The following is a 25872-nucleotide window of genomic DNA, read 5'->3' on the forward strand; positions in this document are numbered from 1 at the left end:
CGCCAGACCCGCGCTGCAGCGTCTCCCTCATACCGCACAAACGCCACGCTGGACACCATCGGCTCAACAATAGGAATCTTCTCCATCGGGGTGACGATCAGGCATTGCACGTTGGCGGCGCCTAGCCGTTGTAGCCAGTTGCGCGTGGTGTCGTCGTCGCCCCGCCAGAATGATTCATCCAGCACGGCGAGGTGGAAGCGGTAGGGCCGAGCCGCCTCTGCGGTGGCCAGCGCGGATGGCGCGTCGCGTAGTTGTTCGTCCAGAAGTGCCCAGTCGCGTGCGTCGGCGTCGATGCGGGCCTGGAGCCAGCGGCGCATGCTCTCGCGGCAGGGGTCGCATGATTCCACGGTGGGCGCGTGTTGCCCGAACGCCTCGGCGCGCAGCGCGTCGAGCATGTCGAGGCTGGCCGACTGCATGGCGGGTTCGGACGCGGCCAGTAGGTCTTCCGCCTGCTGGCGCTCCGTTTCTGCGATGGCCATCGCCGTCTGCGCCGCCGTGCGGGCGTCGCGGCAGGCATCGAGCGATTGCTCGCATGACCGGATTGTCCCTCGTAACTCCTCCAGCCCATCAGCCAGTTGCTGGAGGATGTCCGAGGCATTCTGGAGTCGTTGCTTTTCCTCGCCGAGCCGCGCGGCGTCSCGCGCCGGCATGTGCCAGTCGATTTCGTGGAAGTCTRRAAAAGCGGAGAGTTGTGAGAGCGCTGCGGACGGCGCATGGGCCCGGCGCGCCGCCAGCCGCTCGCGTTGGGCGAGGAAGTCCGCCTCGGTGGCGGCAGGCGCTTCGTTGACGGAGGCAATCAGCGTGGCGTACAGCGTTGCGCGTTGCCGGCGGATGTCGCGTACCCGTTCGAGTTGCTCGATATCGATGTCGAGTTGCGCGATCCGCTCGCCGCCACTCGCGGAAATGCTATGCCGCAGGTGCAGCGCCTGGGCGCGCAGCGCGGCGTGGCGCTCCACTTCATCCAGCACGCGGCGGTCGTGTCGCGCCCAGTCGTCGGCCAGTTGTCCGAGCCGCACCTCCAGCAGCGCGAGCTTGAGGCTGGCAAAGTAGCCGTCCAGCGCGTCGCGGCAGGCGCGCAGRGCTTCGACGGGTAGCGGATCGCCGATGGYGAAGCAGCGACGGAACCATGCGTGATACCGCGCGAAGGTGTCGAAGGATTCGGCGCCGACCGTGCGCAGCGATTTGCGGAGGGCGACGAGGTCGCCGTCGAAGTGAGAAAGATCSCCGCCGATGCTCAATTCATGCGGCGCGGCGACGAACAGCCGCGCGGGCAGGGGCTGATCCGCCGCGCTAGGGAATATCTGGGCGAGGGTGACCGTTCTGTCGAACGCGGCATTGTGGAAGACGCCAAGCAGCATGGCGGGCCGATCCGTCGCATGCGGCRTGATRGCGGGGTTCGGGGCCGGGAGTAGGAGCATTCTTAAGGCCTCGACCAGGGCGCTCGTGCCTGGCCCGAGGTTGCCAGTCAGCACGGCATGGCGGCCGTCGGGACACATCGACGTCACACCTTGCCGGAACGGCCCCCAGTTCGAGACCTCGAGCCGCATCAGGCGGAATCCTGCATCCAGTGTGGTGGCCTCGATATCCGGGGCCACCGTCTCCGGTGCCATGGTGGGTGGCCTATCCATCGACGCCTCGCGTGCGCTCGGTGGAGGTGCCGCGCAGTTGTGTCTGATAGGCGGCCAGCCGCGCGTCGAAATCGGCCAGCCATTGGGTGTCGATAAATGCTTTCAACACCCGGCGGACTTCGTACGAAGGTGTTTCCGTTTGGCCCGCGCGCCGCAGGAAGCCGAGTTCGACGATCTTGCCCACATGCGAGTCGACCATGTCGATAAGCTTGGCTTCATTGCTGCCCGAAGGCAGGAACGTGCGTAGCAATTCAGCGATGTCTTCGCGCGTCAGGATCAGTGGGCCATCGAGACCGGCAGCGTCGRATTCGGCGAGCGCCTTGCGCAGCAACGCCAGCGTGAGGCTGACCGCGTAGGACAGGGGGCGTCTGGCGATCAAAGAGGGCGCCGTGGCATCTGCCGCTGGCGCTGATAGCACTCGTAGAAATGCGAATCCATCGTCCTCGTCGACGACCAGGGCGAGGCCCAGCACGGCCACATAGTCGCGCACGGCTGCCTGCTGTGACACGAGTGCCTGCCAAGCGCTGGGTGAGTCTTCGCGGCACAGCACCCCTTTGAGCAGCGGGACCACAAGGGGCGACAGGGCGTGGGGACSGTGCGCGCTCATGATCCATGTCTCACAAAGACGACGCGTGGCATTTGTGCGCCGCGTGTCAGCGGCTCGCCGCCCATGCCGCGCGCGTGCCAGGTGACGGTCTCGGTCGCCGCCTCATCGACGACGCAATGGAAGGTATCGCCAGTCAGTTGCAGATAAGTCAGCAACTCCGCGAGGCCGTGTTCGAGTGGGTGGTCCCCGCAGAGGGMTTGCAGCGAGACTTGCGGCTGGCTGCGTAGCGCAGCTTCGACCCGTCGTTTGAGAAGGCTCTGACTCAGGGCCGCAGCCGGCGGCGGCTGATACAGCACCCGCTCCATGGGCAGGTCGATGTGAGCCGCCGTCTCGTCGATCGACGAAAACAAGCCGGCTGGCGGGGTGTCGCGCAGTGCCAGGGCCCGTGCCTCGATGCTTTGCAGAATGGCCGGGAGCGTGTCGGGGTCGATGCGCAAGGCGGGCCCTCCGGGTTAGGTGAGGCGGCTGGAATCGGTTGTAGTGTGCCTTCGGTCGCCACATTCAGGAAGCAACATTCCCGCCATGAATCGTCATGCGACGAAAACGTGGCGTTGGCCGGACACGCCGCTGCGCGCTAGACTGGTATGCATCGCATTTTGCGTGATTGGCGGAGGTGGTCATGGCAGTGCGCAAGCAAGGCAAGACGGTAGGTAACATCCACATCGGCATCGGCGGATGGAGTTTTGCGCCATGGCGCGACAACTTCTACCCGTCCGGGCTCGCGCAGGCGCGCGAACTCGAGTACGCAAGCCGTCACCTGACCGCCATCGAGATCAACAGCACCTATCACGGGACACAAAAGCGAACGTCATTCGCCAATTGGCGCGATGCGACCCCGGATGGCTTCGTGTTCTCGGTGAAGGCGTCGCGCTTCGCCACCAACCGGCGCATCCTGGCCGAGTCGGGCGACTCCATCGCCCGCTTCATCGACAGCGGCATTGCCGAGCTGGGCAAGAAACTCGGTCCCATCGTCTGGCAATTCGCGCCAACCAAGCAGTTCGTGGCCGATGACTTCGAGGCATTCCTGACCTTGCTCCCGGATGCTGTCGAAGGCGTGAAGCTGCGGCACGTGCTTGAGGTGCGGCACGAGAGCTTTATGTGCGACGACTACCTGAAACTCGCGCGCAAGTTCAAGGCGGCCACGGTGTACACAGATTCGCCAAAGTTTCCGTCGTTCGCGGACCCGACCGCGGACTTTGCCTATGCGCGGCTGATGAACGCGCAGGCCAAGCTCAAGACCGGCTATGCGCCGAAGGACCTCGACGCCTGGGCCGCGCGCGCCACCGCGTGGGCCGGCGGTAGCGTGCCGGACGACCTGCCGCGCGTGGATGAGCAGGCCGGCGCCCGTCAGAAGCCCAAGGGGTTGTTCCTGTTCTTCATCAACGGGGCGAAGGAGCACGCGCCGGCGGCGGCGCAGGCCCTGCTCGAGCGGCTGGGATGGGCGCCGACCGAGGACGTGCCGGTGAAGAAGCCCGCCGCGCGCAAGGCTGCGTGACTGAAGCCGGTTTCCGAGCCACCCCCGCCGCACCCCCGCCGCTATAATCCGGCATGACTTCGAGCCCAACCCCCAACTCCACCGCCCCCGCCACGACTTCGGCAGGCGCGCCGTTCTCTGATCTGGCGCTGTCGCCCGCTATGCTCGCCACGCTGGCGCAGCTCGGCTACGACACCATGACGCCGATCCAGGCCGCCAGCCTGCCGCTGGCGCTGGCCGGGCAGGATCTGATCGCGCAGGCCAAGACTGGTAGCGGCAAGACCGCCGCCTTCGGGCTTGCGGTGCTGCATCGGCTCGACGCACGCCGCTTCGACGTGCAGGCGCTCGTGCTCTGTCCCACGCGCGAGCTGGCCGATCAGGTCACGCAGGAAATCCGCCGCCTGGCGCGTGCGGAAGAGAACATCAAGGTGCTGACGCTGTGCGGCGGGTCGCCTATGCGGCCACAGGTCGACAGCCTTATCCATGGCGCGCATATCGTTGTGGGCACCCCGGGGCGCATTCTCGATCACATCGAGCGCGGCAGCCTGGACCTGCGCGGTATCAATACGCTGGTGCTGGACGAAGCGGACCGCATGCTCGACATGGGCTTCTTCGATGACATCGCGTTCGTCGCCAACCATTGCCCGAAGGACCGCCAGACACTGCTGTTCTCGGCCACCTACCCGCCCGGCATCGTCAAGCTGAGCCAGCAGTTCCTGAACAAGCCGCGCGAGATCAAGCTGGCCGAGACGCACGGCGCCAGCAAGATTCGTCAACGTTTTTACGAGGTGGAGGATGGCGACCGCCTGCAAGCTGTGGGCCGCCTGCTCGATCACTTCCGGCCTGCCAGCACGCTTGCCTTCTGCAATACCAAGGCGCGTTGCCGCGATCTCGTCGAATTGCTGCGCGCGCAGGGCTTCGAGGCCCTGGCGCTGCATGGCGACCTGGAACAGCGTGACCGCGATCAGGTGCTGGTGCAGTTTGCGAACCGGAGCTGCTCGGTCCTGGTGGCCACGGACGTGGCAGCCCGCGGTCTCGACATCGCCCAGTTGGAAGCCGTGATCAACGTCGATGTCACGCCCGACCCCGAGGTGCATGTGCACCGCATCGGCCGCACGGGCCGCGCGGATGCCGAAGGCTGGGCGTTCAGCCTGGTCAGCATGGATGAAATGGGGCGCGTGGGGAACCTGGAACAGCATCAGGGCGGCGAATTCGAATGGCACGCGCTGACCGAGCTGGTGCCGAAGAGCAAGGAGCGCCTGCTGCCGCCGATGGTCACGCTGCAAATGCTCGGCGGCCGCAAGGAAAAGATCCGCGCGGGCGACATCCTCGGCGCGCTGACCGGCGAGGCCGGCTTCACCAAGGAMCAGATYGGSAAGATCAACGTGATGGAGATGTCCACGTACATCGCCGTGGATCGTGCCATCGGCAAGGAAGCGGTCAAACGGCTCAACGATGGCAAGGTCAAGGGCCGCAAGGTGCGGGTGCGGATGCTGACCGAGTAACGCGCGACTTCGCTGCTGGGAATTGTGCGCAAGAAGAAACAATAGGGCACGTCGGCTTGCTTACAAAGATTCGTGAAAGTCACCCTGTAAGCGCCGACTATCCTTTGCTAATCTGAATGAGCGGCCGGCGGCGTATGCGGGGGCAAGACAGCGCGGCGGGCCGGTGCAGCGATTTCCCCAGACAGCAATAAGGAGTCGGTCTATGAAAACCGCACGGCAGGTTCTGGAAGCGAAGCCAAATCAGGCGATCTTCAGCATTCCTCCTTCAGCGACGGTCTACGCCGCGCTGCAACTGATGGCGGAGAAAGGCATCGGCGCGTTGCTGGTGATGGAGCACGGCAAGATCCAGGGCATCCTCAGCGAACGCGATTACGCCCGAAAAGTGATYCTGATGCAACGTACGTCGCGCGAAACGCTAGTGCGGGAGATCATGACCTCAGCGGTGATCTATGTGCGGGCGGACCAGACCACGGACGATTGCATGAGCCTGATGACGCGGCACCGCCTGCGCCACCTGCCCGTGATGGAAGGGGACGAACTGCTCGGCATGCTGTCGATCGGCGACCTCGTGAACAACATCATCAGCGAACAGCGTTTYGTGATCGAGCAACTCGAACACTACATCACCGGCGGCTCGCGCTAGCGGCCATCAGGCCACGGACGCGCCATGTGGCGCCGTGGCCACTTCTCGCCAAAATTCATTGCTACGTCAACGATGGCTTCCGCATATAATTATGCGGATACTGAATTAGGCCGTCCCCACGCAAGGGATGGTCCCCGCAGCCTCCATCCCGCCGTAGCCACATGTCGTCGCCCACCTCGCCGCAATCCGCCGTGGAGGCTACCGCCTCCGTTCCCGAACATCCGCCCATCGTCCACGATCACCGCGCCATCATGCGGGTGATCGGCGGCATCGTGTTATGTATCCTGCTCGCGGCGCTGGACCAGACCGTGGTCATCCCCGCCGTGCCCGCCATTGCGAATGATCTCAACGGATTTGGGCATCTGTCGTGGATCGTCACTGCCTACCTGATCGTCTCCACCGTCACCACGCCGCTGTACGGCAAGCTGTCCGATAGCTTCGGGCGGCGGCGCCTGCTGATGGTGGCCATCACGCTGTTCATCCTCGCCTCCGTGGCGTGCGCGCTGGCGCAGTCGCTGACGCAGCTGATCCTGTTCCGGGCGCTGCAGGGCGTGGGCGGCGGCGGGCTGATGTCGCTRGCGCAGGCGGCCATTGCGGACGTAGTGGCGCCGCGCCAGCGCGGGCGCTACCAGGGCTATCTGGCGATGGTCTGGGCGATGGCCTCCATCGCCGGGCCGCTGGTGGGCGGCTGGGTGTCTGACCATCTGTCCTGGCGCTGGCTGTTCTGGATCAACGTGCCGCTCGGCGCGCTGGCCATGGCGATGTGCTACCGGGGCCTGGCCAACCTGCGCCCGCGCGGCGGCMGGCCGCGCGTGGACTGGCTGGGCGCGCTGCTGCTCGCGGTGGCSATCGTCGCCTTCCTGCTCGCCATGAGCTGGGCCGGCGATGCCTTCGACTGGATTTCCCCGGAAACCGGCGCGCTGCTGGCCATCACGGCCGGGGCGCTGGCGCTGCTGACCTGGCAGGAACGCCGCGCGGCGGACCCGATGCTGCCGCCGCGTCTGTTCCGCAACCGCGCGTATGTGATGGGCGTGGGCGCCTCGGCGCTGGCCGCGCTCAATATCTTCCTGTGCATCTTCGCGCTGCCGCTGCATTTCCAGCTGGCGCGCCATGCCGATGCCGCGATGTCCGGCCTGCTCGTGGTGCCGTTCCTGCTGTCCACCGTGGCCGGCAACCTCGTGGTGGCCTGGCTGGCGCCGCGCATGGGACGCATGCGGGGCATTCTCAGCGCCGGCTTCGTGTTGGCCGCCATCGGCCTGAGCGCGCTGGCTGGCGCTACCCCGGACGTGCCCACGGCTGCCGTCCTGCTCGCCATGACGGTGGGCGGCGTGGGGCTGGGCATGGCGATGGTCGGCACGCTGATTTCGGTACAGAACGCGCTCGAGCGCCGCGACATGGGCGCCGGCACCGGCGCGCTGCTGGTGGTGCGCTCGCTCGGCAGCGCGATTGGCGGCGCACTGGCCGGCACGCTGCTGGCGCTGGAGTTCCGCGAGGCGATGGGCCGCGCCGGCGTGACCCAGGCGCTGGACCTTGGCGCGCTGCGCCACGGTAGCGAGGCGATGGCGCATCTGTCGCCGGCCGTGCGGCAGGTGCTGTCCGCCGGCGTGGAGTCGGGCTTCCAGCTGATTTTCGCGGCGGGCGCGGTGGCGGCGGTGGTGGCGTTACTGATCGTGCGGCGCATGCCGGACCTGGAACTGCGTACCAGCGTGACCGAGCACGCCGCGACGGCGGTGATGGACTGACCCCCGGACGGATGGCGGCCGCCATCGTCCATCATCGATCCTGCAGCACGGAGTGCAGTGAACCCGACGAAGGCGTAGACTGCGGAGGCTACCTTTCACGCCCCAATATGGAGTCGCCCGTCATGACCCGCATGGTCCCCCCGACCCGGATGCGCCACCCGCGCACGGCCACCCTGACGCTCCAGCGCCGCGCGCTGCTCGCCGCCCTGGCGGTGTCCGCGATGGCCGCCGCCACGGCCAGCCTGCTGCCGCGCGCAGCCCACGCCGCCGAGAAGTCGACCCCCACAGCCGCCGCTTCAGCCGGTCAGGCCGGCAGTTGCCCGGCGACGCTCAACTTCAAGTTCCCGCGCCTGCAGGACGAGTCGCCCCAGAACCTGTGCCAGTACGCCGGCAAGGTCGTGCTGGTGGTCAACACGGCCAGCTACTGCGGGTTCACGCCGCAGTAYGAGGGCCTCGAGGCGCTCTACGCCAAGTACCGGGAGCGCGGCCTGGTCGTGCTCGGCTTCCCGTCGAACGATTTCTCGCAGGAGCCCGGCTCCTCGAAGGAAATTTCCGACTTCTGCTACAACACCTACGGCGTCAAGTTCCCGATGCTGGGCAAGTCCCACGTGCGCGGCAGCGATGTCAACCCGATGTACGAGCTGCTGGCCAAGGAAACCGGCACCGCGCCGAAGTGGAACTTCTATAAATACCTGATCGACCGCAAGGGGCAGGTCGTCGGCAGCTACAACAGCATGGTCAAGCCGGACGACAAGCAACTCGTGGCCAATATCGAGAAGCTGCTCAGCACGCGCTAAGACCGCATGACCGACCTTTGATCCCCGTCAAAGGTCGAACCGCCCCCGCTGGTACTTTCGCCGATTCAAAACAAAAACGAGCGAAAGGGGGGCCGCGATGGCTATCGCGCTATATGAATCGAGCGAGCATGTCTGCATGGTGTTCACCGACCTGGTGGACGATGGCGACGGGGACGTCGTGCAGTCGAACCAGTTCCTGGTGGTCAACCACGGTCACGGGGCGTTGATCGATCCCGGCGGTGCGCTGACCTACGGCGAGCTGTATATGGCGATCAGCCGCCACTTTCCGCCCAAGCGGCTCGACTACGTGCTGGCCTCCCATGCCGATCCGGACATCGTGGCGTCGGTGGGCCGCTGGCTGACGGCATCGGACAGCAAGGTGTTGATCTCGCAGGTATGGGCGCGCTTCCTGCCCCATATCTGCCAGGCCGGAAAGATGGCCGGCCGCGTGGTCGGCATTCCGGATGCCGGCATGGTCGTGCCGCTCGGCGCGAGCAACCTGATCGCCGTCCCCGCCCACTTCCTCCATTCGGAGGGCAATTTCCACTTCTACGATCCCATCAGCAAGATCCTGTTCTCGGGCGATCTGGGCGCGGCCATGACCACGGCCGCCGAGGCCGGCGCGGTGGTCGAGGACTTCGACGCCCATCTCCCGCGCATGCTGCCGTTCCATCGCCGCTATATGAGCGGCAACCGCGCGTGCCGGCTCTGGGCCGAGATGGCGCGGACCATGGATATCGAATGGATCGTGCCGCAGCACGGGCCGTCGTTCCGGGGCCGGGCGATGGTGAAGCGCTTTATCGACTGGGTGGGGCAGCTCGAATGCGGGCTCGACCTGCTCGACAGCTCCCACTATCGCGTGCCGGCCGGGGCGTAAACGTAGCGCGTGGTGGTGACCCTGGCGGTACTTCTCCACCGGGGATGTCTCCGCTGCTGCACAGGACAAGCCGGCCAGATTCCGGCTATCCTCGGTTTCCTTGCCGTCTCGCTTCCCACGGCCAGCCCAGAAACCAAGGAAATCACCATGAAACTAGTACGCGTAGGACAGCCCGGTGCAGAGCGCCCGGGCGTCGTGGATCGTGATGGCCGCGTGCGCGACCTGTCTGCCGTKATCGGCAACATCGGCCCGGACGAACTGGCGCCGGCCGYGCTGGCCCGGCTGGCCGCGATCGACCCCGCCACGCTGCCGCTGGTGGAGGGCGCCCGCCACGGCGTGCCCTGGACCGGCATCGGCAAGATCATCGCCATCGGCCTGAACTACGCTGACCATGCCGCCGAAGCCGGCATGCCGCTGCCGGCCGAGCCGATCGTCTTCCTGAAGGCCAATTCCTCGCTGAACGGCCCCAACGATGCCGTGATGCTGCCGTTCGGTTCGGAGAAGTCCGACTGGGAGGTGGAGCTGGGCGTGGTCATCGGCACCACCGCGCGCAATGTCTCGAAGGCCCAGGCGSTTGAGCACGTGGCGGGCTACTGCGTGGTCAACGATGTGTCCGAGCGCGAGTTCCAGATCGAGCGGGGCGGCACCTGGGACAAGGGCAAGGGCTGCGACACCTTCTGCCCGGTCGGCCCCTGGCTGGTCACGCGCGACGAGGTGCCCGAACCCCAGAACCTGGCGATGTGGTTGGACGTGAACGGCCAGCGCATGCAGAAAGGCAGCACCGCGACCATGGTTTTCGACGTCGCCACCGTGGTCAGCTAYGTCAGCCGCTTCATGACCCTGCTGCCCGGCGACCTGATCGCCACGGGCACGCCGCCGGGTGTGGGCATGGGGTTCAAGCCGCCGCGCTACCTGCGCGCGGGCGACACSATGCGCCTCGGTATCGCCGGCCTCGGCGAGCAGACCCAGCAGGTCGTGCCATACGGCGAGCGCTGAGTCGGGCGTCGGCCCATGTCCGACATCGTTGCCAGAAAAAGGGGGACTTTCGGGTTCCCCGCTGAAACGTCTTCATACAAAGGGTCGCAGTTCCACACAAAGCGTCCCCTAAGGGCAACAGTTTTGGCACGGTTTAGGGCGCATACGCACGAAATCCGCATTCTGGGTTTTACCCTTCGACCCTGCGTGAAATACTGTTCATACATGCAAGCCAAAAGAGCAATGCCATGTCTGAACATGCCCCCGAAATAGAATCGATATTGAAGACCGTCGCGGTCAAGCTCGCGAACGGTTCCACCGAATCCCCCACGCGCTCCTACTGCACGCTGCACGACACGCTCGATTGCCACGACGAGCTGCAGGACATCCGGCGCAGCATCCACCAGCATCCCGAACTGGCCTTCAACGAGATCCGCACTGCCGAACTGGTGGCGTCCCGCCTGGAGGGGTGGGGCTATCAGGTCACGCGCGGCGTGGGCGGCACCGGGGTGGTCGGCACGCTGCGCGCCGGCACGGGCAAGCGGAGTGTCGGCATTCGCGCCGATATGGACGCGCTGCCGATTCACGAGCGCTCGGGTTTGCCCTATGCCAGCGTGCATGAGGGCAAGATGCACGCGTGCGGCCACGACGGCCACACCACCATGCTGCTGGGCGCCGCCCGCCAGCTGGCGCGGACCCGCCGCTTCAACGGCACCATCCACCTGATCTTCCAGCCGGCCGAGGAAATCGGCGCGGGCGGCGGGGCGGAGCGGATGCTGGCCGATGGCCTGTTCGAGCGGTTTCCCTGCGATGCGATCTTCGGCCTGCACAACCATCCGGGCGTGGAAGCTGGCACCTTCATGTTCCGTTCCGGCCCGTTCATGGCGGCCTGCGACACGGTAGCGATCACGATCCGCGGCAAGGGTGGCCACGCGGCGCGCCCGCACCAGTCGATCGACCCGATCCTGGTGGCCGGCAGCCTGGTGATGGCGCTGCAATCGGTGGTATCGCGCAATGTGGATCCGAACGAGACCGCCGTGGTGACCATCGGCACGCTGCACGCCGGCCACGCCCCGAACGTGATTCCGGACAGCGCACGCATGGAAATCAGCGTGCGGTCGTTCAACCCCGAGGTGCGGGCGTCGATGGAGGCGCGCATCCGCCAGCTGGCTACATCGCACGCCGAGGGTTACGGCGCTACGGTCGATATCGACTACGTGCGCGGCTACCCGGTGCTGGTGAACAGCGAGGCCGAAACCGAGTTCGCGCGCCAGGTGGCCGAGGAACTGGTGGGGCCGGAGCGTGCCGTGCCGAATTTCCACCGGATCGCCGGCAGCGAGGACTTCGCGTACTTCCTGCAACAGCGCCCGGGCTGCTTCGTGCGGATGGGCAACGGCGCCAACCAGCCGCTGCTGCACAACGCCGGCTACGACTTCAATGACCAGAATCTGACCGTGGGCGCGGCGTACTGGACCCGGCTGGCCGAGCGTTACCTGGATGGGGCCTGAGCGGGACCCGATCGGGGCCTGAGCCCCGACCGGGCTCATCGGGCAGTTATCGGAAGAAGGCGCTGGGCGGCACGCCGAACTGCCGCCGGAACATCGTCGCAAAGGCGCTCGGGCTGCCATAGCCCATGTCGAGCGCCACATCCACCACCTTCGCCCCCGCCGCCAGGCGCTCCAGCGCGGCCAGCAGCCGCGCCTGCTGGCGCCACTGGCCGAAGGTCATGCCGGTCTCGCGCGCGAACCGTCGCTGGATCGTCTTCGGATCTACCCCCAGCGAGTTTCCCCAGTCGGCCAGGGTCAGGTCGGTGTCCGGGCTTTCGACGATGGCGTCGCAGATCTGCCGCAGGCCGACATCGCTCGGGCGCGGCAGGTGCAGCGGCAGGGTCGGCACCAGCAGCACCTCATCGAGCAGCAGCCGCATCAGCCGACCGTCGCGCGAGTCCGGTGCATAGGGCAGGGGGATGTCGATGGCGGCCAGGATCAGCTCGCGCAGCAGCGCGGTGACGCCGAGCACGGTGCAGCGGGTGGGGAGGTCCGGCGCGGCGTCCGGGCGGATATAGGCGGTGCGCATCTGCACGCGGCCGACCATGCGAATCCAGTGCACCGTGCCGCCGGGCATCCACATGCCGCGCGTGGGCGGCACGATCCACTGCCCGTCCGCCGTGGAGACCACCATCACGCCGTGCATCGCGTGGATCAACTGCGCGTGGGGATGCTGGTGCGGCTTGGTGACGTGGCCCGGGGCGTAGTCGGCGGCCATGGCCGTTACCGGCATCGGGCTGCGGTCGTAGCGGATGTAGGCTGGCGAGGCCGCGTAGGTGTCGGCCCGGGCGTCGGCATCGGGGTCGTGCGGGGCATCGGGCGGCAGGCGCCGGGCGCCCGGCGTGGTGCGGTCGATCCACTCGACTGGCGGCGGCGTCGCTTTCCGAGGACGGGGGGTGGGCGGCATGTCCTTTTCTCCAAAGTTCCGGCCCCATTCTCGCAGGACAGGCGGAAATTTGCCATTTASGATGCGATCGTCACACTTTTAACCAGATCGGCCAATGCGCCCCGCCCCATGAGCACAACCGTYAATCCCGCCCCCGCCGCCGAGGCCGCGCACCGCGAGGAAGGCACGCGCTTCCGCGTGTTGTACGCGATCAGCTTCGCGCACTTCCTCAACGACATGATTCAGTCGCTGATCCTGGCCATCTATCCGATGCTCAAGGGCGGCTTCAACCTGAGCTTCACCCAGATCGGCCTGCTGACGCTGACCTATCAGATCACCGCGTCGCTGCTGCAGCCGATCGTTGGCCTGTACACAGATAAGCATCCGAAGCCACATTCGCTGGCCATCGGCATGGGCTTTACGCTGTGCGGGCTGCTGCTGCTGTCCGTGGCGCCGACCTATGGCGTGCTGCTGGTGGCGGCGGCGCTGGTGGGTACCGGCTCGTCGATCTTCCATCCGGAGTCGTCGCGCGTGGCGCGCATGGCCTCGGGCGGCCAGCACGGGCTGGCCCAGTCGATCTTCCAGGTGGGCGGCAACGGCGGTAGCGCCATGGGGCCGCTGCTGGCGGCGTGGATCGTGCACCAGCAAGGCAGCGTGGCGTGGTTCTCGCTGGCCGCGCTGCTGGCGATTGCCGTGCTGTGGCAGATCGGCGGCTGGTACGGCCGCCACCTGGCCGAGCGCGCAGCCAAGAAGAAGGGCGCCGGCACGGCGGCCAAGCCGCTGCCGACCCGCACCGTGGTCCGCGCCATCGCGGTGCTGCTGCTGCTGATCTTCTCGAAGTACTTCTACATGGCGAGCCTGAACACGTATTACACGTTCTATCTCATGGAGAAGTTCGGGCTGACCCGCCAGTCTTCGCAGATCTACCTGTTCCTGTTCCTGTTCGCGGTGGCGGCCGGCACCATCCTCGGCGGCCCGATTGGCGACCGCATCGGCCGCAAGCGCGTGATCTGGGCGTCGATCCTCGGCGTGGCGCCGTTCACGCTGATGCTGCCGCACGCCAACCTGTTCTGGACCGGCGTGCTGTCGTTCGTGATCGGCTTCATCCTGGCCTCGGCGTTCTCGGCCATCCTCGTGTTCGCCCAGGAGCTGATTCCGGGCAAGGTCGGCATGGTGTCCGGCCTGTTCTTCGGCTTCGCGTTCGGCATGGGCGGCATCGGCGCCGCCGTGCTCGGCACCCTGGCCGACACGCACGGCATCAAGACCGTGTACGACGTCTGCGCCTATTTGCCGCTGCTCGGCCTGCTGGCGGTGTTCCTGCCGGACCTTGGCGGACGGAAGAAGACCGCGGCGGCCTAGCCCGCCGTTGGATTGCTCCCCTCGCCCGCTTGCGGGAGAGGGGCMGGGGGAGAGGGYCGGCGCATGAACCTGCCCGCCACCCCTCGTAGAACGCCTACTTCGCGGCCCCAGCCTTATCCTGGGACACATCCATGATCATCCGCGTCAGCAGGTACAGGCGCGGCGTGACCGAGTTCAGGTCCACGTACTCGGCATCGTTCGAATGCGCGCCAAAGCCGCGCAGCCCGAAGCGCTCGATCACCGGTGCCTTGGTGCCCGCCGCCGCGAACGCCGCGTCGGTGCCGCCGCCTTCGGCAGTGTCATAGACCATCAGCTTCTCGCCGATTTCCGAATAAATGCCCTGCGCATGGGCTGCCAGCGTGCGCGCCGCCTGGGTGACCTCGAGCGGCGGGCGACGACGCTCGAACTTGACCTCGACCTTGGTGTCCGGAATCAGCTTCTGCTTCACGCGCTCCTGCAGCGTGCGCTCCAGGCCATCGTAGTCGGCGGTGCGCAGCACGCGCACATCGGCCTGCGCCGTGGCGACGGCCGGAACCACGTTGCGGTTGGTGCCCGCGTTCGAGATCGTCCAGTTGACCTTGAGCCCGGTGTCCGGGTTGGACAGGTCGCGCATTTGCAGGATCTGGTGCGACARCTCGTACAGCGCGTTGCGGCCCAGCTCCGGCGCGCTGCCCGCGTGCGACGCCTTGCCCTCGACTTTCAGCGAAATCGCACCGATGCCGCTCGTCGCCAGCGACAGGCGGTCGCCCGTGACGCGCGTGGCCTCGCACGAGAACACGGCGTCCTGCTGCGCCCCGAGCTTGGTCATCATGGCGCGGGCGCCCGGCGAGCTGATTTCCTCGTCGCCGTTGATCAGCACCGTCAGCGTGCCGTAGTCCTTGAACTTCATCTTTTGCAGGATGGCCACCGTGTGGAGGATCACGGCCACGCCATTCTTGTCGTCGGCAATGCCCAGCCCGTAGGCGCGGTCGCCGTCCACGCGGAACGGCTGCTGCGCGAGCATGCCGCGCAGGTACACGGTGTCCATGTGGGCGATCAGCATGATGTTGCGGCGCCCGGTGCCCTTGAACTGGGCCACGACCATCTTGCCGACCTTCTCCGGCGTGTCTTCCATCCGGTAGACCTCGGTGGGCTCGACCAGCTTGGCGTCGCCGCCGAGCGCGGCCAGCCGGTCCCGGATCAGCGCGGCGATGCGGTCCAGACCCTCGATATCCTTGCTGCCGGACTCGATCGACACCAGATCCTTGAGCGTGGCGATCAGCGCGGGCTTCTCCTGCTGGGCGAGCTGGTAGGCCGGCTCCACCGGGGCGGCGTGGGCCGTGGCGGCGCAGGCGGAGGCCAGTGCCAGCGCGAACGGCAGGGCGCGCAGGGCAGGGAAGCGGGGGCGACGAACGGATGGCATGCGGTCAGGCTCCTTGTTATGGGGATGTGGGATCGGAAATCTTGAGCGCATGGCGCCGCCACGTAAAGTGCGCCAGACGCGATGCCGCGTGAAAACGCCAGCCTGTCGCGCGCACGCAGCAGACATGGCGCGACATGGCCTGCCCATGGCCCGGCCACGGACCAATCACCGCCAGATGGGGCCAACGCCAGCGTTTTGCGGCATCATGGCGGGCATGAAGTCCGCCGTGCCCCCGCTCCCCGGTCATTCCGGTCATCCCGCCATGCCAGCCGCCCCGCCCCTGCCGGTACCCACCCGCCCCGCCTGCGCCCACTGCCTGGCCTTGGCCGAGGACCCGCGCCGGCGCGAGCCGCACGCCTGCCTGGCTCTGCGCAACACGGCGCCCCATGTCAGTGCCAGCGCGGCCGGGGTGCCGTTCAGCATGCTGTCCTTCACCTGCCGCGAGTGCGGCACGGCGTGGCGGCTGTACGACCGCGCCAACGAACTCTTCGTCTCGTGGGTGCCGGAACACCCGCTCGTGCGCTAAAACGGCTTCGCCGGGAGGGCTGGCAAGGCCGGAACGGCAAGCGGGCGGTTCGGCCGCCGGGGCCCTTCGGCTAAGATAGCGCCTATCCATCAGCAACCCTCCCGCCCCGTTTCCGCCATGTTTCCTGCCATTTCCAAGCCGCTGCTGGCGGCCTTGTCTGTCGCCACGCTTGCGGCCCCGTCCTTCGTTTCCTCCGCCCACGCGGCCGACGCCTACCCGAGCCGCCCGATCCGCGTGATCGTGGCCTACCCGACCGGGGGCATCAGCGACGCCGTGGCCCGCGCGCTGGGCGAGAAGCTGTCCGTACAGATGGGCACCTCCGTGGTGGTGGAGAACAAGGCCGGCGCTGGCGGCAGCATCGGCATCGACGCCGTGGCCAAGGCCGCGCCGGACGGCTACACCATCGGCTTCGCCTCCACCAGCCCGCTGACGCTGAACCCGCACGTGGGCCGCGTCAACTACGACCCCGAGCACGACGTGGCGCCGGTCATGAGCGTCATGTACTCGCCGGTGCTCGTGGTGGCCACCTCGGGCTTCGCCGGCAAGGCCTTCGCGGACCTCGTCGCGCAGGCCAAGGCCAAGCCGGGTTCGGTCCGCTGGGCCACTTCGGGCCTGGGCACAGTCGGGCACGTGATGCTCGAGCAGGTCAAGGCGAAGTCCAAGGCCGACATCACGCTGATCCCCTACAAGGGCGCGGGCCAGCAGATGAACGACGCGCTGGGCGCGCAGTTCGAGGTGATGAGCACCAACGCCAGCCCCATGCTGAGCCAGCATATGCAGGCGGGCCGCCTGCGCGCGCTGGCCGTGGGCGCGCCCAAGCGCCTGGAGAGCCTGCCCGGCGTGCCGACCTTCGCCGAACTCGGCTATCCCAAGGCCAACCTGACGTCGACGTTCGGCATCTTCGCTCCGGGCAAGACCCCGCCGGCCATCATCAACCGCCTCAACGCCGAACTGAACAAGGCGCTGGGCGAGCCGGAAGTGCGCGAGCGCCTGCTCAAGGGCGGCGAGGTGCCCACCGGCGGCACCGCCGCGCAGTTCGCCGCCGCTATTCGCGCGGAATCGGAAGACAACGCGCGCATCGTCAAGGAAGCCGGCATCAAGGCCGACTGAGCCCCCGTCGTCCACCATCGGCTAGACCAGATCCAGCCGGCTGCCCAGCCGGTGGATCGCCCGCAGCATCACGCCGTTGCGGGGCCATAGCGCCAGCTTGGTCCGCACGCGCGAGAGGTGGCTGTCCACGGTGCGCGCGTGTGTGTGCACCCCGCCGTCCGGCCAGACGTGCCGGATCATCGCCTCGCGCAGCACCAGCGTGCCCAGGTTGCGGAACAGCAGMAGGGCCAGCGCAAACTCCTTTGGCGCCAGCGCCACGGGCACACCGGCCACCCAGGCCTGCCGCTCGGCCGTGACGAAGCGATAGACGCCGCTCACGAGTTGCTCGGGCATGTCGCCGAAGCCCGCCGGCGCCACGGTGCCGGCCAGCATTCCCGGTACTGCCGCGCGCCGCGCCAGCGCCTCCACGCGCGCCAGCAACTCGGCCCCGCGCCCCGCCTCGCCCACGTAGGCATCGGCGCCCGCCGCCAGGCAGGCCGCCACCTGTGCGTCGTCGTCGCCCCGGCCCAGCATCATCACCGGCACGCCTTGTCCGAGCGTGTCGCGCACCCATTTCAGCACGTCGCACGCGGCCGTCGCGGCGGCGATGGAACTGGCGCGGTCCAGCAGCAGCACGTCGTAGCGGGCATCCCGCACCGCGTCCGTCATCGACTTTCCACACCCGAAGCAGCGCACGATATGCCCGCCCCGATGCAGCGCGTGCCTGAGCATTCCGGCGCGGGACGGGTTGTCCGCCAGCGCGGCGATCTTCACGATGGGCCTCCCTCGGCTTGTTTCAATGCGGCCATGGTAGGCCGCGCGCCGGCCGGCACGAAGTAAACATTTGTTGCCGACTAAAAATGAGCATCGTCTTATAGGGTTGCGACGCGTCCCGGCCTCTAATGCTCGGATGGCAGACAACGGATGCGCCTCGGGGGCGCGCAACGACGATGGGATTGAGGATAGCTTCGCTGGAGCCAGACGCCGGCCACGCCGCGCGGATTCGGGAGATCGTGACCGCCGCCGGGCACGAGTGCGTGACGTTCGACGACGGCCGRCGCATGCTGCTGACGCTGCGCAAGGTCACGTTCGACCTGCTGCTGCTGGACTGGCACGCGCCGCAGGTCAGCGGCCGCGAGGTGCTGGCGTGGGTGCGCGCCCATCTGGACGCCCGCGTGCCGGTGATGTTCCTGACCGGGCTGGACAACGAGCGGGACATCGTGGCGACGCTGGCAGCGGGAGCGGACGACTACATGGTCAAGCCGATCCGCCCGCAGGAACTGGCCGCGCGGATCGAGGCGCTGCTGCGCCGCGCGTACCCGGACCTGCGGCAGTCGCGCGACGGCAGCATGGCCTGGGGCTGCTTCGCCTTCCACCTGGCCACCCGGGCCTCGACATGCCACGGCCAGAAGGTGGCGCTGACGCCCAAGGAATTCGACCTCGCGCTACTGCTGTTCCGCAACGCCGGCCGGGTGGTGCCGCGCGAACACATGGTGGTGGCGGTCTGGGGGCGCGACATCCCGCCGATGTCCCGCACCATCGACACCCACATCTCCCGCGTGCGCAACAAGCTGGGCCTCTGGCCCGACAACGGCGTGCGCATCGTCCCGCTGTACACGCATGGCTATCGGCTGGAGTTGCTCGGCGAGGAGGGGTCGGCGGGGCCTGCACCCAAGCCCGACGCCGCGCCGGCCGGCGGCTCCCGCAGGCGCCGTGGAACGGGCCGCCAGCCGGTGCTGGGCCCCAATCGCTGATGACGGCAGGAACGACCCGCCGCCCTGAAAAACAAAAAGGCACCCGAAGGTGCCTTTCTGCGATGCGGTCAGACCAACAATCAGAAGATGTGGCGGATACCTGCGGCCACGCCCGTCTGGTTGTTCTTGCCAGGCATTTCGGCCTGCACAGCGCCCGTGACCTTGTTGTAGTCGACGGTGCCGTACACCTGGGTACGCTTGGACAGCGAGTACTCGGCCAGCAGCACGCCGGTGTAGCGGTTGCCGCTGCTTTCCACGCCGTTCTTGTCCTTCACGTGGTCGCCGTAGAACACGCCGGTCACGGCCAGGGCCGGGCTGACCTGGTAGGTCATGCCGACGTAGCCGATCATGTCCTTGCGCGGCGTGTTGGCGGCGCCGGCGGCGATGGCGTTCTGGGCGGCAACCGTGGTCGTGGCGGCCGAGCGGTTCAGGAAGCCATTGTCGATCGTACCGGTGGCGTCACGGCCACCGACGTAACCGAGGAACAGCTTGGCTGCGCCGATGGTGTACTTACCAGCCAGGCCCCACATCTGCTGGCGCTCGCTGCTGGCGTTGCGGAATTCCTGGTACACGGCGCCGATGCCGAACGGCCCGATGTCGTACGAGGCACGGGTGCCCCAGTACTGGTTGCGCGTCATGCTGCCGGCGGTCTCACCGAAGCCGTAGCTGGCGCCCACGTTCAGGCCCGCGAACGCGCCCGAGTAGCTCACCACGTTGTCGGTACGGATCTGGGTCAGGAAGAACGGCCAGGCGTTGTTGTCGTAGTTACCGATGGTCAGCGGGTCGAAGTCGCCGAACAAATTAAACCCTTCGGTGTACTGGCGGCCCAGCTTGACTGCGCCGAAGTCACCGGCCAGGCCCACGTAGGCCTGACGACCGAACATACGGCCACTCGGATTGGCGGTGCTGACCTGGTTGGAACGACCCGTATCCGGATCGAAGCCGTTTTCCAGCTGAAAGATGGCCTTCAGGTTGTTGCCCAGTGCTTCGCTGCCCTTGATGCCCCAACGGCTGTTGGTGATCGCGCCGTTGGTCAGCTGCGTCTGGCTGTGGTTGCCGGCGTCGGCGTTGGTCTGGAAGCGAATGCTCTGGTCAACGATACCGTACAGCGTCACCGACGTCTGTGCGTAGGCGCTGCCGGCCAGCAGGCTGCCAATGGCGAGGGTGAGTAGCGATTTCTTCATGGTGCTCCTTTTCTGTCTTGTGGTTGTGCCGTAACCGGATCACGGCCGGCACAAAGGTTTACGTTTGCAGTAAACGCCGCGAAAATTTAACAAAACACGGAACTTTCGGACATAAAAGCAGCGTGAACCGGCACTCTAGAGAGACATTTGGTGCAATTCCGTTGGTTTGTCGCTACACAATGTCACACCCTCGTGATAATGGTGCATTGCAGCGTGCGCCATGGCAGTGCATGGACGTGGGAGGCGAGCGGTGGGGCGGCTGTGCAGGCGCGATTGCAGCCACCACGTGGATGGTTGCTGCAATGCAAAAACCCCTCCTTGCGAGGGGCGGGTTATCCCTTAGTTAATGGGATAACGGCGCACGGAAAGGTATCCGCGCGCCGTTCAGGACCGGGAAACTCGAATTAATTCGAAAACCGAAAAACGAATACCGAAAATGCCGAAGGGCAATCAGTTTTGCGGGATTTCGATTTTCACCTCGAGCACTTCGAGGTTGTCCTGGCGCTCCAGGCTGACGCGCAGGTCCTGGTCGCTGATCTTCACGTACTTGGAAATCACGGCCACCAGCTCGCGCTGGAGGGCCGGCAGGTAATCGGCCGGCGCGGAATGGCCGGTGCGCTCATGGGCGAGGATGATCTGCAGCCGCTCTTTGGCGACCGACGCTGACTTCTTCTTCTCCCCCAGCAGGAAGGACAGGATCGACATAGGGATGAGTCCTCCTTACTTGTTACCGAAGATGCGCGAGAGCAGGCCCGGCTTCTGGTAGTCGGTGAAACGCATCGGCTTGTCCTTGCCCAGGAAGCGGTCCACCACGTCGCCATAGGCGTCGGCCACATCGCTGCCTTCCAGGTGGATGGCGGGCGTGCCCTGGTTGGACGCGTGCAGCACGGCTTCCGATTCCGGTACCACGCCAATCAGCTTGATGCGCAGGATTTCCTGGATGTCGGTCAGCGACAGCATTTCGCCGCCATGCACGCGCTTCGGGTTGTAGCGCGTGATCAGCAGGTGCTCCTTGATCGGCTCGCCGCCCTCGCTGGCACGCTTGGTCTTCGAGGCCAGGATGCCGAGGATGCGGTCCGAGTCGCGCACGGACGAGACTTCCGGGTTGGTCACGACGAGCGCCTCGTCGGCGAAGTACATCGCCATCAGCGCACCGGACTCGATGCCCGCCGGGGAGTCGCAGACGATGAACTCGAAGCCCATGCCCACCAGGCCGTTGATGACCTTTTCCACGCCGTCGCGGGTCAGCGCGTCCTTGTCCCGCGTCTGCGACGCCGGCAGGATGAACAGGTTCTCGCACTTCTTGTCCTTGATCAGCGCCTGGTTCAGGTTGGCTTCGCCCTGGACCACGTTGATCAGGTCATACACCACGCGGCGCTCGCAACCCATGATCAGGTCGAGGTTGCGCAGGCCGACGTCGAAGTCGATCACGGCCGTCTTGTGGCCCCGCAGGGCCAGGCCGGCGGCGAAGCTCGCGCTGGTGGTGGTCTTGCCAACGCCTCCCTTGCCGGAGGTCACAACGATGATTTTTGCCATGGCTCTATGGTCCAGTATGGGTGCAGGGTATTTCGTACCGGGCGGGCCGGCCGTACCGATGGGTTAGCGCGGTTATTTCATCCGCAGCGGTTCGAGAATCAACTTTTCGTCAGCCAGGCGCACCTGGGCCGACTTGCCGAGCACATCGGCCGGGAGCGTCTGCTCGGCSGTCCGATAGATGCCGGCGATGGAAATCAGCTCGGGCTCCAGGCACGTGCAGAAGATGCGCGCGTCCGGGTTGCCCTTGACACCCGCCAGCGCGCGTCCGCGCAGCGGGGCATAGATATGGATGTTGCCTTCGGCGATGACCTCGGCGCCGTAGCTGACCAGGTCCAGGATCACCACGTCGCCCTGCGCGTAGATCTGCTGGCCGGAGCGCAGCGGCTTGTCGATCAGCAGGGTCGGCACCGCGCGCGGGGCGGCGGCAGCGGCCATGATCTCGGCGATATCCGAGGCCGTGTTGTTGACTGGCGCGGCTTCGGCGGCGGGGGATTCAGGGGTTTCGGCGGCCTTGGGGGCGCCTGGGGCGGCAGCCGTCGCCGCTTCGTCCCGGCCGCCACGGCGGCTCTGGCTCTCCAGCAGCGGCAGGCCGAAGGCTTCGGCCCAGGCGCGCTGGTCGTCGCGCGCCACCACGCCGATGGCCCGGGCCCGCAGGGTGGCCAGCGTGTCGATCACGCGGTCCAGCGCCAGGCGGTCGTCGCCTTCCAGGCGGCGCAGGTCCAGCGCCACCACGTCATTGGAGAAGAAATCGGGGGTCGATTCGAAGCGGGAGAGGAGATCATCCCGCAGCGCCTCGATGTCGGCGGTCTTGAGGGCGAGAAGGAGGGCGTCGACGTTGCCACTGCGCAGCTCGAAGCGTGGCGATTTCTTCTGAGACATAGTCGGTGACCGTGGAAATGCCACATTCTAACGTCGGTTCTCCGGCGAACTGTAACAATTCTCGAACCCGGCGCCGAACGTGCCCGATGCGGGGCTTCCCGGCCGGATCGCGCGCCTAAAGTGCCGGGCGATGCCGCTTACGCTCGCAGAAGGGTGACGCTCTTGTTACGATTGCGCATCTCGACAACGGAGTTCCCATGGGCGCCATCGTCAATTGCGCGGCCTATCGTCAAGGCAAGAAGCTGGGTCCGGTCGAATTCGACGCCCTCGCCGGCGTACTGTCCGAGCCCGGCACCTTTGTCTGGCTGGGCCTGCACGAACCGGACCTGGCGTTGCTGCGCAAGGTCCAGCAGGCGTTCGGGCTGCACGACCTCGCCGTGGAGGACGCCCTGGACGCCCACCAGCGGCCCAAGCTGGAAACCTACGGCGATTCGGTCTTCGTGGTGCTCAATACCGCGCAACTGGTCGGGGAGGAGGTGGTGGTGGGAGAGACGCACCTGTTCGTCGGCCCGAACTACGTGGTTTCGGTRCGGCACGGCGCCAGTTCCACCTACGCCCCCGTGCGCGAGCGCTGCGAGAGCGACCCGCAGGGGCTGGCCAACGGCCCCGGCTATGTGCTCTATGCGCTGATGGACTTCGTGGTGGACCACTACCTGCCCATCGTCAACCGGCTCGAGGACARCTTCGARACGCTAGAGCAGGACATTTTCCGCGATGAATTCGATCGTGCCGCCATCGAACGGCTGTACCAGGTCAAGCACCAGGTGCTGCGGCTGCGCAACGCGGTCTATCCGGTGGAGGACATCTGCAGCCAGCTKATCCGGCTGCACGAGGAACTGGTGCCGAAGGAGCTGCGCGCCTATTTCCGCGACATCGAGGACCACGCCAGCCGCATCGTCCGCACGCTGGACGTGGTGCGCGAGATGCTGACCACGGCGGTCCAGGTCAACCTGGCGCTGGTCACGGTGGGCCAGAACGAGGTGGTCAAGCGGCTGGCCGGCTGGGGCGCCATCCTCGCCGTGCCGACCGTGATCTTCAGCCTCTACGGCATGAATTTCAGCTTTATGCCAGAGCTGAAGCTCCATTACGCCTATCCGGTGGTCATCGGCGTGACCGCCACGGCCTGCACCTGGCTCTGGCGCAAGTTGCACCGGGCGGGCTGGATCTAGCCCAGTCCGACTYAGCCGCCATGGCTGGAAAACGGCGCCACGCCTGGCGTTGGCGCCGTTTTTATATCTTCTTTACACCACCCCTCCCCCTCTCTACCCCGTTTTTACCCCGCCGTCCCTAATCTCCAGAACGTGAAGTCAACGTGAATCCTTCACGTTTTTCCTATTTGGGGTTTGTATGGACGGGATCTATTTCCTCGTGTTGCTGGCCTTCGGCGCGCTGACYGGCGCGCTGCTGGCACTGTGCGCCGCGCTGGGCGCCAACCCGCCGTCTGCGCGGCAGACGGACGACGAGCGGGGGCGYTGATGGACTGGACCGACATCCTGAGCGGGGCCCTGGCCGCCGCGATCTTCCTCTACCTGCTTTTTGCCCTGTTCCGGCCGGAGAAATTCTGATGTCCACGCCGTTGTCCACACAATTCATCGGGCTGCTGGTCCTGTACCTCGCGATCCTGTTCGCGATGGCGCCGTTCCTCGGCCGCTACATGCGCCGCGCGCTGGAGGAGGGCGACTATCGCCTGACCGCCTGGGGCCGCCCTCTTGAGCGCGCGCTCTACCGTCTGGCCGGCGTGCGCGCGGACGCGGAGATGGGCTGGAAGCAGTACGCCATCGCCGTCCTCGTCTTCAACGTGCTCGGCGTGGTCTTCGTCTATGCGATCCAGCGCCTGCAGGGCATGCTGCCGCTGAACCCGCAGGCGTTCGGCGCGATCTCGCCCGACTCCTCGTTCAACACCGCCATCAGCTTCGTCAGCAATACCAACTGGCAGGGCTACGCCGGTGAATCGACGATGAGCTACCTCACGCAGATGCTGGCGCTGACGATGCAGAACTTCGTCTCGGCGGCCACTGGCATTGCGGTGGTGTTTGCGCTGATCCGCGGCTTCGCGCGCCACGGCGCCGCCACGCTCGGCAATTTCTGGGTCGATCTGGTGCGCACCACGCTCTATGTGCTGCTGCCGCTGTCCTTGATTACCGCGCTGCTGCTGGTCAGCCAGGGCGTGATCCAGAACTTCGACCGCTACCAGGATGCAGCGCTGGTCTCGGAACTCACCTACACCCAGCCCAAGGTGGATGCGGCCGGCCAGCCCGTGCTCGACACCGCCGGCCAGCCCGTGACGGAGACCGTCAAGACCCGCACGCAGTCCTTGGCGATGGGTCCGGTGGCCTCGCAGGAAGCCATCAAGATGCTCGGCACCAACGGTGGCGGCTTCTTCAATGCCAACTCGGCGCATCCCTACGAGAACCCCACGCCGTTCACGAATTTCGTGGAAATGCTAGCCATCTTCCTGATCCCGGCGGCGCTGTGCTTCGCCTTCGGCGAGATGGTGCGTGACCGCCGGCAGGGCGTGGCGGTGCTGGCGTCGATGACCGTGATCTTCGTGGTCATGGCGATTGCCGCCGTGGTKTCCGAGCAGCAGGTCAACGCGGCGCTGACGTCGCTGGGTATCGACCACGTGGCCTCTGCGCTCCAGGCCGGCGGCAACATGGAAGGCAAGGAAGTGCGATTCGGCATCTCGGCGACCTCCCTGTTCGCGACGATCACCACGGCGGCGTCGTGCGGCGCGGTGAACGGCATGCACGACTCGTTCACGGCCATCGGCGGGCTGGTGCCGATGCTGCTGATGCAGCTGGGTGAAGTGGTSTTCGGCGGCGTGGGTTCGGGCCTGTACGGCATGCTGGTCTACGCGGTGCTGGCGGTGTTCATCGCCGGGCTGATGATTGGCCGCACGCCGGAATACCTCGGCAAGAAGATCGAAGCCTACGAGATGAAGATGACCGCCGTGGCGATCCTCGTCACGCCACTGCTGGTGCTCGTGGGTACGGGCATCGCGGTCATGACCGAGGCCGGCCGCGCGGGGGTGTTCAACCCCGGCACGCACGGTTTCTCGGAAATCCTCTATGCCCTCTCGTCGGCGGCGAACAACAACGGCAGCGCGTTCGCGGGCCTCTCCGCCAACACGCCGTTCTATAACGGGCTGCTCGCCGCGGCAATGTGGTTCGGCCGCTTCTGGATCATCGTGCCGGTACTGGCGATGGCCGGCTCGCTGGCCGCCAAGCGCCGCACCCCGCCTACCGCCGGCACCATGCCGACGCACGGCCCGCTGTTCGTGGTGCTGCTGGTGGGCTCGGTCCTGCTGGTAGGCGCGCTGACCTATGTGCCGGCGCTGGCGCTGGGCCCGGTGGCCGAGCAGTTGCAGCACATCCCGGCCGCCACTCAGGCGGTGGCCCGGTAATCGTGGAGAATCGTATGCAGCAAGACACTACGGTGACGCGCACTTCGGTGGCGCGTACC

26 protein-coding genes are annotated in these 25872 nt (G+C 66.6%); 16 read left to right on the top strand and 10 right to left on the bottom strand.

What is annotated here, in order from left to right; all coding sequences use genetic code 11:
- From AB4Z27_RS06370 to AB4Z27_RS06380, 3 genes are all read right to left on the bottom strand, one after another.
- Positions 1 to 1610, bottom strand: a 1610-nt coding sequence (locus tag AB4Z27_RS06370) for an ATP-binding protein (protein ID WP_441644104.1), incomplete at its 3' end; no start/stop codon positions are given.
- Between the two features lie 10 nt (positions 1611 to 1620).
- Positions 1621 to 2235, bottom strand: coding sequence for a DUF4194 domain-containing protein (locus AB4Z27_RS06375; RefSeq protein ID WP_441644105.1), 615 nt, complete (start codon positions 2233 to 2235; stop codon positions 1621 to 1623).
- A complete protein-coding gene (locus tag AB4Z27_RS06380) occupies positions 2232 to 2672 on the bottom strand; it encodes a DUF3375 family protein (protein ID WP_441644106.1) in 441 nt (146 codons plus the stop codon). Before AB4Z27_RS06380 ends, AB4Z27_RS06375 begins: the two co-directional genes overlap by 4 nt.
- Before the next feature lie 182 nt (positions 2673 to 2854).
- Here AB4Z27_RS06380 and AB4Z27_RS06385 point away from each other — a divergent pair, with 182 nt between their 5' ends.
- The 8 genes from AB4Z27_RS06385 to AB4Z27_RS06420 all read left to right on the top strand — a co-directional run bounded on the left by AB4Z27_RS06385 (position 2855) and on the right by AB4Z27_RS06420 (position 11756).
- Positions 2855 to 3730, top strand: a complete 876-nt coding sequence (locus tag AB4Z27_RS06385; protein WP_441591517.1) for a DUF72 domain-containing protein — start codon at positions 2855 to 2857, stop codon at positions 3728 to 3730.
- A gap of 53 nt (positions 3731 to 3783) precedes the next feature.
- Positions 3784 to 5214 carry an ATP-dependent RNA helicase DbpA gene (dbpA, locus tag AB4Z27_RS06390; protein ID WP_441644107.1) on the top strand — a complete coding sequence of 477 codons (1431 nt, stop codon included), beginning with the start codon at positions 3784 to 3786 and terminating at the stop codon, positions 5212 to 5214.
- Positions 5215 to 5416: 202 nt separating this feature from the next.
- The gene (locus AB4Z27_RS06395) at positions 5417 to 5857 is read left to right on the top strand and encodes a CBS domain-containing protein (protein WP_441591515.1); all 441 of its coding nucleotides are present in this window, start codon (positions 5417 to 5419) and stop codon (positions 5855 to 5857) included.
- A gap of 251 nt (positions 5858 to 6108) precedes the next feature.
- Positions 6109 to 7599 (top strand): MDR family MFS transporter, encoded by a 1491-nt coding sequence (locus tag AB4Z27_RS06400; RefSeq protein ID WP_441644157.1) that lies wholly within the window; start codon positions 6109 to 6111, stop codon positions 7597 to 7599.
- 131 nt (positions 7600 to 7730) lie between these two features.
- On the top strand, positions 7731 to 8396 hold the full coding sequence (locus AB4Z27_RS06405; protein WP_369823464.1) for a glutathione peroxidase: 666 nt from the start codon (positions 7731 to 7733) through the stop codon (positions 8394 to 8396).
- A 97-nt stretch (positions 8397 to 8493) separates the two neighbouring features.
- Positions 8494 to 9273 carry an MBL fold metallo-hydrolase gene (locus tag AB4Z27_RS06410; protein ID WP_092291172.1) on the top strand — a complete coding sequence of 260 codons (780 nt, stop codon included), beginning with the start codon at positions 8494 to 8496 and terminating at the stop codon, positions 9271 to 9273.
- Positions 9274 to 9420: 147 nt separating this feature from the next.
- The gene (locus AB4Z27_RS06415) at positions 9421 to 10269 is read left to right on the top strand and encodes a fumarylacetoacetate hydrolase family protein (protein ID WP_441644108.1); all 849 of its coding nucleotides are present in this window, start codon (positions 9421 to 9423) and stop codon (positions 10267 to 10269) included.
- Between the two features lie 227 nt (positions 10270 to 10496).
- A complete protein-coding gene (locus tag AB4Z27_RS06420; RefSeq protein WP_092291176.1) occupies positions 10497 to 11756 on the top strand; it encodes a M20 aminoacylase family protein in 1260 nt (419 codons plus the stop codon).
- 46 nt (positions 11757 to 11802) lie between these two features.
- On the opposite strand, the gene AB4Z27_RS06425 is transcribed toward AB4Z27_RS06420, so the two are convergent.
- On the bottom strand, positions 11803 to 12621 hold the full coding sequence (locus AB4Z27_RS06425) for an AraC family transcriptional regulator (protein ID WP_092292079.1): 819 nt from the start codon (positions 12619 to 12621) through the stop codon (positions 11803 to 11805).
- A gap of 189 nt (positions 12622 to 12810) precedes the next feature.
- On the opposite strand from AB4Z27_RS06425, the gene AB4Z27_RS06430 reads away from it, so the two are divergent.
- On the top strand, positions 12811 to 14040 hold the full coding sequence (locus tag AB4Z27_RS06430; protein WP_092291178.1) for an MFS transporter: 1230 nt from the start codon (positions 12811 to 12813) through the stop codon (positions 14038 to 14040).
- Between the two features lie 94 nt (positions 14041 to 14134).
- On the opposite strand, the gene AB4Z27_RS06435 is transcribed toward AB4Z27_RS06430, so the two are convergent.
- Positions 14135 to 15442, bottom strand: a complete 1308-nt coding sequence (locus AB4Z27_RS06435) for a M20/M25/M40 family metallo-hydrolase (RefSeq protein ID WP_092291180.1) — start codon at positions 15440 to 15442, stop codon at positions 14135 to 14137.
- A gap of 262 nt (positions 15443 to 15704) precedes the next feature.
- Between AB4Z27_RS06435 and AB4Z27_RS06440 the strand changes: the two genes are divergently transcribed.
- Entirely contained in the window at positions 15705 to 15968 is a 264-nt protein-coding gene (locus tag AB4Z27_RS06440) for a hypothetical protein (RefSeq protein ID WP_177219853.1), read from the top strand.
- Positions 15969 to 16085: 117 nt separating this feature from the next.
- Positions 16086 to 17078: a Bug family tripartite tricarboxylate transporter substrate binding protein gene (locus AB4Z27_RS06445; protein WP_441644109.1), complete on the top strand. Its 993-nt coding sequence runs from the start codon at positions 16086 to 16088 to the stop codon at positions 17076 to 17078.
- Positions 17079 to 17099: 21 nt separating this feature from the next.
- Here AB4Z27_RS06445 and AB4Z27_RS06450 read toward each other — a convergent pair whose 3' ends face one another.
- A complete protein-coding gene (locus tag AB4Z27_RS06450) occupies positions 17100 to 17831 on the bottom strand; it encodes a response regulator transcription factor (RefSeq protein ID WP_441644110.1) in 732 nt (243 codons plus the stop codon).
- Between the two features lie 176 nt (positions 17832 to 18007).
- Here AB4Z27_RS06450 and AB4Z27_RS06455 point away from each other — a divergent pair, with 176 nt between their 5' ends.
- A complete protein-coding gene (locus AB4Z27_RS06455; RefSeq protein WP_441644111.1) occupies positions 18008 to 18811 on the top strand; it encodes a response regulator transcription factor in 804 nt (267 codons plus the stop codon).
- 80 nt (positions 18812 to 18891) lie between these two features.
- On the opposite strand, the gene AB4Z27_RS06460 is transcribed toward AB4Z27_RS06455, so the two are convergent.
- The 4 genes from AB4Z27_RS06460 to minC all read right to left on the bottom strand — a co-directional run bounded on the left by AB4Z27_RS06460 (position 18892) and on the right by minC (position 22410).
- Complete coding sequence (locus tag AB4Z27_RS06460; RefSeq protein ID WP_092291190.1) at positions 18892 to 19995, bottom strand: porin; 1104 nt, start codon at positions 19993 to 19995, stop codon at positions 18892 to 18894.
- Between the two features lie 450 nt (positions 19996 to 20445).
- Positions 20446 to 20700: a cell division topological specificity factor MinE gene (minE, locus tag AB4Z27_RS06465; protein ID WP_011296252.1), complete on the bottom strand. Its 255-nt coding sequence runs from the start codon at positions 20698 to 20700 to the stop codon at positions 20446 to 20448.
- A gap of 15 nt (positions 20701 to 20715) precedes the next feature.
- Positions 20716 to 21531, bottom strand: coding sequence for a septum site-determining protein MinD (gene minD, locus AB4Z27_RS06470; protein WP_092291192.1), 816 nt, complete (start codon positions 21529 to 21531; stop codon positions 20716 to 20718).
- 72 nt (positions 21532 to 21603) lie between these two features.
- The gene (gene minC, locus AB4Z27_RS06475) at positions 21604 to 22410 is read right to left on the bottom strand and encodes a septum site-determining protein MinC (RefSeq protein WP_441644112.1); all 807 of its coding nucleotides are present in this window, start codon (positions 22408 to 22410) and stop codon (positions 21604 to 21606) included.
- A gap of 197 nt (positions 22411 to 22607) precedes the next feature.
- Here minC and AB4Z27_RS06480 point away from each other — a divergent pair, with 197 nt between their 5' ends.
- The 4 genes from AB4Z27_RS06480 (at position 22608) to kdpA (ending at position 25813) form a co-directional block, all read left to right on the top strand.
- Positions 22608 to 23579 carry a magnesium and cobalt transport protein CorA gene (locus tag AB4Z27_RS06480; protein ID WP_441644113.1) on the top strand — a complete coding sequence of 324 codons (972 nt, stop codon included), beginning with the start codon at positions 22608 to 22610 and terminating at the stop codon, positions 23577 to 23579.
- Positions 23580 to 23757: 178 nt separating this feature from the next.
- Entirely contained in the window at positions 23758 to 23886 is a 129-nt protein-coding gene (locus tag AB4Z27_RS06485) for a hypothetical protein (RefSeq protein WP_255370702.1), read from the top strand.
- The gene (gene kdpF / locus AB4Z27_RS06490; RefSeq protein WP_092291198.1) at positions 23886 to 23975 is read left to right on the top strand and encodes a K(+)-transporting ATPase subunit F; all 90 of its coding nucleotides are present in this window, start codon (positions 23886 to 23888) and stop codon (positions 23973 to 23975) included. The genes AB4Z27_RS06485 and kdpF overlap by 1 nt, the downstream gene beginning before the upstream one ends.
- 11 nt (positions 23976 to 23986) lie before the next feature.
- Positions 23987 to 25813: a potassium-transporting ATPase subunit KdpA gene (gene kdpA / locus AB4Z27_RS06495; protein ID WP_441644158.1), complete on the top strand. Its 1827-nt coding sequence runs from the start codon at positions 23987 to 23989 to the stop codon at positions 25811 to 25813.
- Positions 25814 to 25872 lie beyond the last annotated feature (59 nt).

This window comes from Cupriavidus sp. KB_39 (genome assembly GCF_052114485.1).
Taxonomy (GTDB): Bacteria; Pseudomonadota; Gammaproteobacteria; order Burkholderiales; family Burkholderiaceae; genus Cupriavidus.